We start from the raw sequence: 13,708 nt of genomic DNA on the forward strand, positions 1-13,708 counted from the left end.
TGGATGAAATTATTGCAACGGGTTATTATTTTAGCTTGCAAAAGAGACTGATGAATCTCATAGACCTAACAACAACACTATTCCATTCGTTTGAACCACACTATTTTTTCCACTATAATGAAAACGATAACAAGGAGGGATTCCTATGACGAAACACCGAATTTATACAACGAGTGTTGCAAGCGTATATCCTCATTATGTTGCGAAGGCTGAGAAGAAAGGTCGTACGAAAGAAGAAGTTGATGAAATCATCCGTTGGTTGACTGGATACAGCCAAGAAGAATTAGAAGAACATTTAGCAAAAAAGACAGATTTTGAAACATTCTTTTCACAAGCACCTCAACCGAATCCTGCAAGGGAGTTAATCAAAGGTGTTATTTGCGGTGTTCGAGTGGAAAACATTGAAGAACCAATTATGCGGGAAATTCGTTATTTGGATAAGCTGATTGATGAGTTAGCGAAAGGAAAAGCGATGGAGAAAATTTTGCGTAAATAATAAAAAAATACGTTCAATTAAACATGATTGTTTCGTTTATTCCTAGGAGGTTCATAATGACAAATAAACTGGTCGTAAAAGACGAAATTCTGATCGATGCGGCTCCTTCAAAAGTATGGGAGGTTCTAACATATCCCAAGTATGTTGCCCAATGGGATGAACTTCCGGAAGATTATCCTACTGAACAGATGGGTGTAGGAAGTAAAGTAGTTTGGGATCTTCCAAACGGAGGACAAACGATTACAACTATTATAAAAGCAGAAGAAATGGAAGAATTAAAAATTGCTTTATACGTATCCACTTGGGAAGAAAAAACGAATGAAGGTGACGTGGCATATACGTATAAATTAGATGAAGTCAATGGGAACACTTTATTGAAAATTGAAATTGGTGACTTCGCCTTATTAACGAATGGGCAAGACTATTATGATGCTTCGGTGCAATTCGCATCTGAAGCAAAAAAAGTGATAAAAGAGTTAGCTGAAAGTCTTTAGGGATATATTCGAATGGAACTATTACGAGAAGATTGGCTGTCTGAATTGTCAGAGATGTGGGCATTTCAGACGGTTTTTTTGTTTTTACAAAATCAAAAATTCAGGCAATCAGGTCATCGTATTTACTCCATTTCATACTTTTCAAAGTCTCTCGTTTAATTATTCTAGGATTCTAACTTATTATGTTGTTTTAACTTTTATGCATCACATATTGATTTAAAAATTTTACCTTTAAATTATAATAAAACAAACAAATCCATTTTTTGTAAATGTATCTCCCTTACTTGATTGATGAAATATTTCAAGATTTAAAAAATCTAATCATAAAATTATAAAAAATAAAATTTTGTAGGAGGAAAAGTATGTTTTTTCTATTTTGGGGCTTTATAGTGTGGCTCAGTGCTACTCTCATTTTTCGATTCGCAGGACATTACTTTTTTACTCCAGATAACGTCGTTCTTATGACAGCTTCCTATATTTTTGTTATTCCTTTGATTTTAGTTATAACGTTACCGGTTTATAAATGGAAAAAAATCAAGTCAGACGGAAAATTGAAGGCAGCCATATGTATCGCTCTTCCAGGTATGCTGTTAGATGTTTTTGCACTGATTTTCTTTCAAGATATTTTTACAAACCTCAATCTTGAATCAGATAAATACTTTGGTTCATGGCTGCTATGGGCATATTCACTAATCATATTAACTGGTTTTGATAAAAGGTTAAGGTAATCATTTAAAAGGAGAATTAGTTAAGAAATGAGATAGAGAGAGGCGAAAGTATGTGTTAAATAAAAAACTTTTGGTATTTGTTCTTATTTTTTAGCGGGTTGTAGTTCAAAAACAAAAACGTTCGTTGATTTTTATGGAAAAGACCTCGACAACGTCACAAAAATTGAAATTTTAGATGACAGCTCGGGACATAAAAAGACGATCAATCTTTCTATGCAATGATGTAAGGATGAATGAATCAATTGACGTATAAGGGATTTAGTAAACTTGACCTGTTGTACAACAATGATATTGCTTTTGTGTTAAAATTATATTTTAACGAATAAATCATTACCTTTATGTGTTAGGTCTTAAAATGTCTTCATTGGAATTATTGGTGCGATTTTTTTCTTTAAAAAATAAAAATGACTCAAGGCAAAGGGTTAGAGTCGTTACTAAACTTGAGCTTCCTAGAAATATGCCAATTCTGTAAAGAAGGGTTGGATTTTATGAATGCTGTAATAAATTTTATATCGCAAAAATTGCCAATCCTTATACTTTTAGTTGCAATTTATACGTATTTTTCTCCTTATTATTGGGATGCACCTTCCATCATACCAAGTATATTTTTAGGGATCGTCATTTTTTTTACTGGGGTTTCAATGAATATAAATTCGATTAAAGACATTCGTAATAAGAAACGAGAGATCATTATTGCAACGGTTTTGAAATATACGGTTACTGTAATTATTTCTATTATACTCGCTTTAATGTTTTTCTCTTCCAACCCAGAAATGGCTGCCGGACTTATTTTAGCTGGAACGGTTCCAAATGGTACAGCTGCCACTGTTTACAGCTTATTAGCGGGTGGCAACGCTTCTTTAGTTGTACTCGGCTCATTAATCGATGTTGTCGTTAGCCCTATAGTTACACCTTTATCGATGTTAGTATTATCAAATGACCAAGTTTCGATTTCATTTTTTAGCTTATTGAAGTCTTTTATTCTAATAGTTGTAATACCGATCAGTTTAGGTTTAACAACGCAAAAAATGTTCCCAGAGCTTACGATTTATTCAAAAAGCGCAACAAAATTAGGTTCTGCTTTAGCCCTTTTGCTCATTGTACATACAATCGTTGGGAGTGGGAAAGAAGCAATCGCCTCAGAAATATCTTCCCTTCCTTTATTAGCGGTAGTTTCATTTCTTCAAGTATTTCTTTCTATGATTCTAGGTTATTATTTAGCAAAAAAACTAAAAGTCAGGGAAAGTGATGCTAGAGCGATATTATTCCATGTTGGTTTATGCAATACAGCCTTGGCTGCCATATTAGCTTATCAATTTATCGGTGAAGTTGCTGTAATTGCTCCAATTTTAGGGATGGTATTTAATTTATCATTGGGAGCTTTTATATCCAACTATTTTTCTAAGAAAGAAATTATGGAAGAGTTTCAGAATGTTGCAAGTTCTAAATAACATTTATTGGTGAGGTTAGTGAAGAACAGCGTCATTGTTGCAAGAGCTAGGAATTACTTCTAGAATACAGCCCCAGAAGCCCTTAAAAATTAATAGGGAAATGAAAACATGTGTTTTTAACGCATGTTTTTTTTGCTCTGCTGGGGATAGAACTTAATAGGGTGAGGGGTCCGAACAGAGGAGGTAGAAGGAGTAGTAGCTAATCTATGATGACGTGGGTTATTGAAGGAAGTGGGGGCAAAATTAGGATTTCCCAAAAATAAACAAATTCTATATTAGGCTATTTTGCTATCTGTTTGTAGTAAAAATAAGGTTCTTACGTTCTTTTGGTGATCACTCAAAAAATGTTCGTAAAGAGAAGAGTGAATGCTATTCTCCAACAATTAGATCTCATATCAGATGCAGAAAGGCGAACAATCATTCAAAGACTTTAATTGAAATTCGATGTTTCACCAAATAACATAAGAACCAAAAATAATTGGACAAAATAATCGACACAAACATTTGGGGTCTGAAATGTAAGATCGTGGAGAAAAATGTTATAATAAAGTTAACAAAATTCGACTTACATTTTATTTAATTTTATTGAAAATAAATTCAGGGAGGGCTCCTTGGTATTATGTCTTTAAAAAAAATCAGTCTAGGAGTTGGATGCTCAAAGAGAAAAAGGTTAACAGGTAGAAAAATTGGTCGAGTAAATATATCTAATAGAGGAACAGTAAATTTAATTGATCGACCATTGAATACGATCGGAAATCGCCCTTCTAATATTAAACGTGTTTTGGTGAGAGGAGGGAGTTATTTGTTAGCTGGGCGAAAAATGAGAGTAGATCAACAATTAAAATCTGTTAAAGCTTCACTAGCTATAGAAGGACATTTTCTTACAGGAACAGAAGAGGAGTTAATAAGAGCAAAAGCATTAGGGAAGATTACACAAGCAGAGTTTAATCGCAGGGTTATGGAGTTAATCAATAATGAGTAAATCAGAAAAATCTAGTAAATACTGCTATCCTGGAACTGATGTGTTGATTAATAAACTAAACATTCAGGATTACGTTAAACTTCAAAAAGCAGAAAGAATTTATTCAGCAGCTCGATTAATGGAATTACATGATAATCCAATCATCGGTAATTTTGATTTACAACACTTGCAAAGAATTCATAAGTATATATTTCAGGATATATATGATTTTGCTGGAAAGATTAGAACTGAGGAAATATCAAAGGAAAATAGTTTGTTTGCATTTGTTTCCCAGATAGAAAATTACTTTTATCAGTATATAACTGAACCTTTGCGTTTAGAGAAATATTTAAAAGGATTAAATCGTAAGGAATTCTCACATAGAGCAGCTCATTATTTAGGAGAAATAAATGCAGTTCATCCTTTTAGGGAAGGAAATGGAAGGGCACAGAGAGAATTTATTCGTACTTTAGCCTTGATAAATGGATTTGAATTAGACTTTAGTTTAGTAAATCCTGAGGAACTCTTACATGCCTTCAAAGTATCTTTTTTAAATTCGTCAGAAAAATTAGGAAAATTAATAGAACAATCAATTGTTAATCATATTCCAAATAGAGATCTAATACTAAAATATAATAGTAGAAAATTAAACTATTAATGACTAATATGGACTGCTCCCACTTATATTATTGAAGTAGGAGTATCTTATGAATCCCAATGTTTCCACGAGTTTTATAGCAGGCTCTTCTATAGTTCAGACATTAAAGTTGGATTTTTAATATAAAGCGACGAGAATCCTTTCCATTTCAAAGAGGAGATGAATCGTCGCTCTTTTTATACAATTATAAACTATATGTACTTTATTTTTGTATGTTATATGTATGAACAAGAAAGCGAGTAGTTCACTTTTGTTTAAAATATTTACATCTATACTATTATCCCGCTATCTTTTGGATAAACTTCCAAATATTGATTTAACAGATATCGAAGCTTTAGACCGACTACTTGGTCAACATCCTTACCTATATATTGTATTAAATTTAATAAACAAACGTAATAATAACTATGGCCCGGCCTGAAACACTGGTGGGGCCTATTTGATGCTTACTTATTTAGCAAATTCTAAATTAGTAACATAACAAAGTGATCAGCCATTGGCTAATTTTGTATATTTTAATAGAATATTGTAAGAAAGACAAAAAAGGCGGTTTCAAAATGAAGCAGAAGATTAAGAAATGGTTGACAGAGTATTTAATCAGTATGCAGTCACCTAAAAGTAGGAAAAAAATTGATTCTCAAAGTATTGAGGACGAATTAATTAAAAGACGGTTTTCAAATCCTATTGATTACCAAATAGAAAATGGTTATCAACATTTTGTTCAAGTTTTAAAGGAACTCGAAGAGGAAGGGATTATCACTCCTGTAAAGAAAAGCCCGTTAAATGGAAGGCGGCCAAGCATTCATACACAATGGTGGGTATTACCTGCCCCCATTAAGAACAGTTGGAGTTACAATAAAATTTTGGCTGTTTCCGATCAACTAAATCTGTCGAAATACTTGCAGCACCCAGAATGGCAAACAGAAGAGGAATGGAAAAATATTGAGATTATTTACAAATTTTTAAAGCAAAAAGATAAATTTCAGTGGGTAACTAGAGAAGAAAGGGCATTCCAGTTGTTTGGGGAAGAAAAATATTTTTCTCATGATGGCAAAGTATTGTTACAGCGGCTGCAGCTTACGTTAAATGATTTAAAGGCAAAGGTTTATGGTGAACCGTTTGTGTTTTGGCCTTCACCGAATACCACAATCACAGAAGCAAAGACAGTGCTCATAGTGGAAAACTTATCCTTTTATCATACATGTAGACAATTATTAAACAAAGGCATTGGCATCAAAGGGATCCAACCGGATCTGCTTATTTATGGGGAAGGGAAGAAAATAGAGAAAAGCTTCGGTTTTTTAAATGAAATTACGATCAATAAAAACAAAGCGATTTACTATGTAGGGGACATCGATCCGGAAGGCTGGGGGATCTATGTAAGATTAAAAGAAAATTATCCTGAAGAAAATATTCAACTGGCTATTCCTATTTATGAAGCGTTAATAAAAAAAGGTAAGACCAATCAAATTGAAACGGACCAAACAGATAATAAAAGATACCTCACTGATGTAATAGATGAGTTGGCAAACGTGGGGAGATCAGATATAGGAACAGTTGTAAAAGAGCTTTGGGAACAGAACCGTCGTATTCCTCAGGAAGCATTATCTCTAGATACTATGGATTTGTGAAGAAAGGAGTTCAGTTGAATGAACAGACGCTGGCAAGGGTTCGGGGAAAGAATCAGGCGGTTAAACCCGATATGGAATTTAGGATCAGGCATGAAGTTATCCGTACTTAATGAGTATGCACAAATGTTGGCACTTAGTGTGTTACTAGAAATATTTTATCGAGAACTGGAAAATAATCCTGAACGGAAAAAACAAGATATAAAAAAGATTACATATGAATGCATGGAAGATTTAAAAATAAGAAGTTTACTCGATACCGAGTTAGATGATGATATTATTCAACGGTTTGTAGATGGACTACTTTGGAGCGGGCAAGCCGATCTCCAACAACCTTTTTCTGCAAAATGGTTTGATGAAAAAGATCAAAAAATTAAAGATCATCGTTTTCGATTTTTAGTTGAAGATATGGAACGATCCCGTGCAGAATGGGCAAAGGGTGGAAAAACCGTTTACCAATGTTCAGATGAAGCTAAAGAGCTCATCTTTATGAGTAGAGAAATTATACAAGAATTGGAAATCACCATTGACCAATTATACATTGAGTATTTAGTCAATAATGGGCACTTTCAACAAGCTTTATCTGGTTTAGATGATTTAATAGCTCGGGTAAAACGGATGATTGCTCGGGAGCTAGAATATCGAGAAAATATGAAACGAAATCCAAAAATTATTTTTCAAAAAGAAGCAGAGCTCAGAAGCAAAAGAGAGCATGAAGTGAAACAGCAGTTTCAGGAAGAAAAGCAAAGGTTTGAACAGATGAGATCTTTAATTAATCGTATTACCGATTCTGATAAAACTTATGAAATAGCTGAGAAATTGGAACAAACCCGGCGTATTCATGACCAATTAGCTAGCTGTGTCATCGAAAATATGCGTTTAGAAATTGAATTGAGATATGAATTTCCGAATTTGTTTTGGAAAAATCAGCAAGTTTCCTTCCAGAAAACATTTTATCAAGACTGGATCGTTACAGAAGGACTTCCCACTCTTGATGATATAGCTACTTTACTTCAGCCGCTATTTTCTGTTCAGCCTCATTTTATTTATCCCCTTGATTGGAGCTGGAACGAGCAAGAGCTGGATGCACAAGTACAACAGAAAAAAGAGGAAGTAATAGAAGAAAAAGAAGAAGTTACTTATAAAATGCGAGAAGTTGATTGGGAGAAGATTACGAGACTATGGGAACCTATATTTGTCGAATTACTTGAAAAAGGGAAATATCGCTTAGCTAGTCTACGCAACATTCCTGCTACTTTACAAGAAAAATGGTTAGAGCAGAAAGAAGCTATTGACCTATGGCTATTATTTCATAGTGAGGCTATGGAAATTTCCTCTATCGATATCGCAAAAGAACAAACAGATGAAAGATTAATATTAATTCAAAAACTAGCTGAAAAACAAAAGCGTTTTCTTGCATTAGAAGGGAAGACGATTTTTTCAACTATTGATTCCGAAGAACCTATGATTCATTGGCAAGGTTTGAATATATCTCCTTTTGTTTTACAGTTAGTCGATGATAAGGAAGTGAAATGATGAGCTATTCAACTTTACAGCTGCAAGATGCTGCCAAAATATTTTTTTACTTAGTGAATAAAAAAATTGTTTCAACGAATGACCCGATTTTAACTCCTTATTTTGAAGAAGATGGGGTTCGGGATGCGCTCAAAATTTTAACTGAGGAATCTAGAACGCGCATCATTCAAACGAAAGATCGAATCCATCTCGTTGCCCGGCCTGAAGGATCGATTTTTGCGACTTCTTTTACTCAATTTAAGAAAAGATACACCGATGTAGAAAATAAAAAGTATTTCCATTTAATGAATACGATCATCGTTGTCTTTTTAGCAGAAATCGATATTTCTTCCACAACAAATCTACGTTGGGACCATGCTGGCGTCTCTTACTATTTATTAGAGAAAAATATGACACAACTTTTGGACCAATGGAAGAAGGAACATGATGATACGGAAGGGAAATTTAGCGAGGCTTTTGGGTTAGCTGTTCAAGATATGTATGATCTTTGGCGGACGATGCCAGTAGATACTGATTCGGAAACGAATGAAGAACGTATCGTAAATACGCGGAGAACACGTATTGGACTTATTCATAGGGCGATGCGATTACTGCAAGATGAAGGACTTGTATATATAGTGGAGGACGAGAAGCGGGTATATCCAAAAATAGAATTGTATGAACGGCTAGAAGAAGGATACCATCAACAAGCACGGTATAAAGAAATGAGAGAATTAATCCTAGATACTTTAGGATCTGGAGGTGAAATCGATGCCTAGAATTGAGAAAGTGAGAATTACAGGTGTTCAATATGATAAAATGCGAAAACATTATGAAAATACAATTTTTGATTTTATTAATGAGGAAGATCCCCAACATACGTTGTTAACATTAGTGAATGGCGGCGGAAAAGGGATGCTTTTGCAATTAATATTTCAGACGATGATGCCATTAACCACTTGGGGGAAAAATGGAGAAAACCATATTGATGCATTATTTTATAATGAAAAACGTCAGTTTGTTCCATATACGTTCCACGTTGCCATCGAATGGCGGTTAGATACGGAGCCAACCGAATGGTTAGTTTCGGGCATTTGTATAACATCGGAAAGAAAAGTAGGTCAAGATACGGAAGAGGCGGAAACGGAACCGCAATATTTCCTTTATACTAGCAAATACCAAAAACCTGCAAATTGGAGTATCGATACCCTTCCCCTTTATGATGAAGAAAAAAAACAAGCCGTTTCATTTGAAGAGTGGGATAGCTGGCTTAAAAAGCATAAAAATGAATTTCAATATTATCCAAAATCAAAACTATCAGCTTATCATAAGTACTTATCTTCCTACGGAATCGAAAAAAATGAATGGCGCCATATGAGAGAAATTAATCGGGATGAAGGCGGAATTGAGCATTATTTTAAAAAAGGGCTAGATAATTTTGGCTTGTTTCATAACTTAATAATCCCAGAAATTAGCCATTATTTAGAAGAAGAGCAAGAAGAAAATTTGATGAAAATTTTCCGAGATAATTTCATTATTTTTGAAAGGCTGCCTAAGTTATTGGAACGGGAAAACATATATGAGCTATTAAAAGAAAAACTATTGATAATACAAGATGAATTAAATAAAGGGCTATTAATTGAAACATCAAGAAAAGAACATTATGAATATGCGAACTACCTATATTTTGCCATGGAAGAAAAGCTCAATAGCTTACGTTTTGAAGAGGATAAGTGGAAAGAGGAAAATGAAAAGACAGTAAGTTTGCAAAAGGAAGCACTTTGGGAAAAAGACAATCTGGAATATGCCAAGCAGTGTAAAGAACATCATGAAGCGTCCGAACAGCTAAAAGAAATAGAAGAAAACGTAGCTGCAATTAAAGAAAAGCTCGAAACTTACACTTTAGAAAAGAATGAGTTGGAAATCGACATTAAATTCCTTGAATATCTATTCGTTACGAAAGAACTTGAAGCCATTGATAAGCAAATTTCAAAATTAGAAAATGAAGAAAATCTTCATGATGAGAAAACGCAAATTCAACAAATGAAAGAGCAACTTGAAAGCATTTGGGAAGCAGTAGAAAAAGAATTGCAGCGTGAAGTAGACCGATTTGAAACGTTGAAACAAAGCTATCAAAAGAATTTGCATTTATTAGAAAACCAAATCGCTATTGATGAAAAAGAAATTAGCGATTTGAAATTGAACATGAAAAAATACACGGATTTTATTAAAACACATAACGAAAAGGCAAGACGAATGGAACAACAATATGGGGATATCGTCAACCGCAACCCAGAATTTGTTGTTAACAAAAAGAACAATGACCTAAAAGAAGTAGAAAACAAAATGAATGTACTGAAACAACAGGAAGAGGCCCTGATCCAAAAGCAACGAGAATACAGCAGATTAGAAGGGGAACTTGTTTCCGAAAAGAAAACCATTTTAGATAAACAAGAGGAAGCTAAGAAACAAAGGGAAAAGAGACAAAAGGAAGAGCAGCATTTCCATAAAGAGTGGTGTAAGTTCCTTCATGAGGACATTCCTTATCAAACGTATACAACAGAAAAATTAAATTCGGTTGAATCTGAACTAAGAGAAGAACTAGCACGTTTACAATCAGCAGATGAACGATTGAAAAAGGATTTTTGGAATCATCAGCTAGATACAATGTTAGTAAATGATCACTATTGGATTCCGAATAACGATATTCGAAAAGTAGTGGAGCAATTGGAGGAACTAGGCGTTCATGCCATGTATGGGACCGAGCTCATTAATGAACTTTCGGAAGAAGATAGAGCTACCTACATCGATCGTTTTCCACTACTTCCTTATGGTGTTGTCATCCATGAAAGAGAGTGGGAACAACGTGTTGATGAATACGCTTTTCAGCATATGCTATCCCATTCCGCGGTGCCAATTTTTATTCGAGAACGTATGAACGAAGATGTCCTTTATGCTTTTGAAGTGCCACGTGAAAAAGGGATTGAAATGGCCTTTGATAAAGAGAAATGGATTCGTTGGAAAGGGCAATTGGAGGAAAAAACAGAAAACTTTAAACGTGAGTTGGAAAAATTAGAAAATCGTATAAAAACAACGAATGAATTATTAGAAAAGCTTAAGCAACTTAAGATTTCAACGATCGATGAAATGTTGGCAATGGAAGAAACACTTCATCAAAAGCTTATGGAACTTGTTGCCAAAGAGAACGAACTAAAGGAAGAAAATACTCGTTTAGCAGAAAAGCAAAAGCAGCTAGCAAATGAACTGAAAGAATTACATCAACAACGTGATCAATTAAATGTTGAACTTCCTGAATTGAAAACTTGGGTAAAAGAACATGAAAAATACAATGAATATAAAGAATTAAAAGCAGAAACGAACAAAAAGTTATTGCGACTGGAAAAACAAGTCCAGGAAAGCAGACTAAAATTGAAAGGTGTAAAAGAAGAATTAGATAGCTGGGAAAAATCGTTCGAAAAATGGAAAATCCGCTGTGAATTCGAAATAAATGCACTGAAGGACGAACTGCCTTCTATTCGATTCCCTGAAAGTAAAGAAATTACGAAAGAAGATATTGAGGCACCCCAATTGGATGAAACTTTATTCAATGAAATGAAGCCAATTTTAAAACAAATCTTTTTTTTACGGCAAAAAATAAATAATGCAAATAACCAATTAACAGAACTTAGAGCTGATAGAAAACATCAGCAATCTGAACAACAAAAATTGGAAGAAAGACTTAATAAATTTTCTTCCAATTGGAAAGAGCGGGAATATCCAAGTTTGCCTAAACAAATATTGGTAGAACATCTTCAAACAAAAGAAAAATATATAAAAGAGACAGAACTTGTGCTGCGTCAGGAAGAAGGGAAGTTTTCAAGGTTACAGGGGAAATTAGAGCAATTAGATAAAAACAAGCAAAACTTGGAAAAAAGAATTTTAGACGAGCATAACCGCCCGGCTGAAGATTGGTTTTTGCTCGATTTAGAAGAGAAAGAAAAATCCATTAAGGAACGGTTAGATAAAATAGCTCGTGACTTGCAAGATCAAAACAAAATTTTAGAAGACATCTCCAAACGCGGGCGATTGTTAATGAAGCAACAGGACATTCTAAAGTCTCATATTTCCTTATTAAAACAAGTTGGGGAAATTCCGGTGCAAGTAAAAGAAAAAATTCAAAATAATCCAGAACAAGCTGTCCATCAATGGATTGGTAAAAAGAATGAGCTAAATAAATCAAAAGAGGATTTTAATAGTCAGTATAATGAGTACTTAAAAGGACTTCGAGAAACTTTACAATATGAAAAAATGGATGAGTCATTAAGAAACAGAATGAATCAACTCATCCCGCAATTGGAAAGCGAATCTCTTGACACAATTATACAAATTGTTGAAAGTGTTATCGTTTTTATTCAAAATGAATTAATTCTTTTGAAAAAAGATAAACAAAAACAAGAAGAGGCTCAAGAATTATGGTTAGATCGAGCCGTTTTCCGGGTTCTAACCATTTTACAATCGATCAAACGGATGGTCGATCGAATGAAAATTAAAAATAAGGAAGGGCATCTTTTCCCACTTGTCAAAATTGAAAGGATCCATGAAATTATTTCAACTGAGGAAGAAGAATTTCGCAGGCTGCTTCGTGAACACTTTATTAAAACAATCAAAATATTACTTGAGACAGGCGAGACCATTGAAAACATAACGGATGCCAAGTTGAAACAGTATATGTCAGATAGTCAACTAGTGCTTGTTTCTCTAAGAAATCGTTATCCAACATTAAGTATATATAAACCGCAAACGACAAATGCCTTTCTTTATGAAAAGCCAAGAAACCATCATTATACATCGTGGGAAACATTAAATAAAGGTTGTAAAATAGAGGCGAAAGGAAGCGGTGGGCAAGTTTTAGCTGCTAGAACGATTGTTATGATGATGATTATGACATTTAAACGACAAGAAAACAATTCAAATTGGTCCGTCCTTATTACAGATAATCCATTTGGACAAGCCGTATCTGCGCATATTTTAGATCCAATTTTTTCAATCGCTGATACATTAAAATTCCAATGGATCGTACTAGCACCGCCAGAACTAATTAAATTGGATGTTAGTCGCCGTTTCCCAGTCTATTGGAAATTAGAATTAAAGCAGCATCATCATGGTGAAGTAATTAAAGAGGTACTTCAACATGGTGGAAGAACATTCGAAGATGTGGAATGGACTTTATTTTAACTGGATGTTTGCGAACAAACGAAGAATAATAGAAGAAAAATTTATCAAAAGGGTTGTCCGAAAAGTTGTAGTTGACCTTCGGCACAGCCTTTTTTTATTTTAGGGAATAGGTAAAAAAATTGAAAAACTGAAGAAATAAAGGCTATTCTAGCTCATTACGGGTTTTTAAATAGCCTTTTTTATTACTTTCTTTTTATTGAAAATGTAATAAAAATCAAACCACTAATAATTAATATTATCGATATACTTAAAGGTATAGTTCCTATCTCTCGAAATGAAGTTCCAAAAATACCATATTGACTATTCCAACCTATATTTCCTTCAACTAGCACCAACGAGTAGATTGATGCAGCAATAAGTGTGGAACAATAAATAATAGCACTAATTAATAATAGAAACATGCCTATTTTAACCTTCACATTTACCATGATCCCTCTCCATAATTCTATTTAATATTAAAAAATACAAACACTTTTAGAGATATTAAAATATTTCACACTTACCTCTTCACCCTTAAAGTCATTGTCAAAGAAACAAATGGT

10 protein-coding genes are annotated in these 13,708 nt (G+C 33.8%); all 10 read left to right on the forward strand.

Annotation, left to right across the window (positions count from 1 at the left end):
* Nucleotides 1-145: 145 nt before the first annotated feature.
* Nucleotides 146-496, forward strand: a complete 351-nt coding sequence (locus tag HR057_RS08885) for a DUF2200 domain-containing protein (RefSeq protein ID WP_173731074.1) — start codon at nucleotides 146-148, stop codon at nucleotides 494-496.
* Nucleotides 497-552: 56 nt separating this feature from the next.
* The gene (locus tag HR057_RS08890) at nucleotides 553-990 is read left to right on the forward strand and encodes an SRPBCC domain-containing protein (RefSeq protein WP_173731075.1); all 438 of its coding nucleotides are present in this window, start codon (nucleotides 553-555) and stop codon (nucleotides 988-990) included.
* A 362-nt stretch (nucleotides 991-1,352) separates the two neighbouring features.
* The gene (locus tag HR057_RS08895; RefSeq protein WP_173731076.1) at nucleotides 1,353-1,718 is read left to right on the forward strand and encodes a DUF5367 domain-containing protein; all 366 of its coding nucleotides are present in this window, start codon (nucleotides 1,353-1,355) and stop codon (nucleotides 1,716-1,718) included.
* Nucleotides 1,719-2,206: 488 nt separating this feature from the next.
* A complete protein-coding gene (locus HR057_RS08900) occupies nucleotides 2,207-3,169 on the forward strand; it encodes a bile acid:sodium symporter family protein (RefSeq protein WP_173731077.1) in 963 nt (320 codons plus the stop codon).
* 619 nt (nucleotides 3,170-3,788) lie between these two features.
* Nucleotides 3,789-4,151 (forward strand): hypothetical protein, encoded by a 363-nt coding sequence (locus tag HR057_RS08905; RefSeq protein WP_173731078.1) that lies wholly within the window; start codon nucleotides 3,789-3,791, stop codon nucleotides 4,149-4,151.
* Nucleotides 4,144-4,788 (forward strand): Fic/DOC family protein, encoded by a 645-nt coding sequence (locus tag HR057_RS08910; RefSeq protein WP_173731079.1) that lies wholly within the window; start codon nucleotides 4,144-4,146, stop codon nucleotides 4,786-4,788. Before HR057_RS08905 ends, HR057_RS08910 begins: the two co-directional genes overlap by 8 nt.
* 557 nt (nucleotides 4,789-5,345) lie before the next feature.
* Nucleotides 5,346-6,419 carry a Wadjet anti-phage system protein JetD domain-containing protein gene (locus HR057_RS08915; RefSeq protein WP_173731080.1) on the forward strand — a complete coding sequence of 358 codons (1,074 nt, stop codon included), beginning with the start codon at nucleotides 5,346-5,348 and terminating at the stop codon, nucleotides 6,417-6,419.
* An 18-nt stretch (nucleotides 6,420-6,437) separates the two neighbouring features.
* On the forward strand, nucleotides 6,438-7,952 hold the full coding sequence (locus tag HR057_RS08920; RefSeq protein ID WP_173731081.1) for a hypothetical protein: 1,515 nt from the start codon (nucleotides 6,438-6,440) through the stop codon (nucleotides 7,950-7,952).
* Nucleotides 7,952-8,710, forward strand: a complete 759-nt coding sequence (locus tag HR057_RS08925; RefSeq protein WP_173731082.1) for a DUF6063 family protein — start codon at nucleotides 7,952-7,954, stop codon at nucleotides 8,708-8,710. Before HR057_RS08920 ends, HR057_RS08925 begins: the two co-directional genes overlap by 1 nt.
* Entirely contained in the window at nucleotides 8,703-13,166 is a 4,464-nt protein-coding gene (locus tag HR057_RS08930) for a hypothetical protein (RefSeq protein WP_173731083.1), read from the forward strand. The genes HR057_RS08925 and HR057_RS08930 overlap by 8 nt, the downstream gene beginning before the upstream one ends.
* Nucleotides 13,167-13,708: the final 542 nt, after the last annotated feature.

Source organism: Calidifontibacillus erzurumensis, from assembly GCF_013303125.1.
In the GTDB taxonomy this organism is placed as follows: domain Bacteria; phylum Bacillota; class Bacilli; order Bacillales; family Bacillaceae_J; genus Calidifontibacillus; species Calidifontibacillus erzurumensis.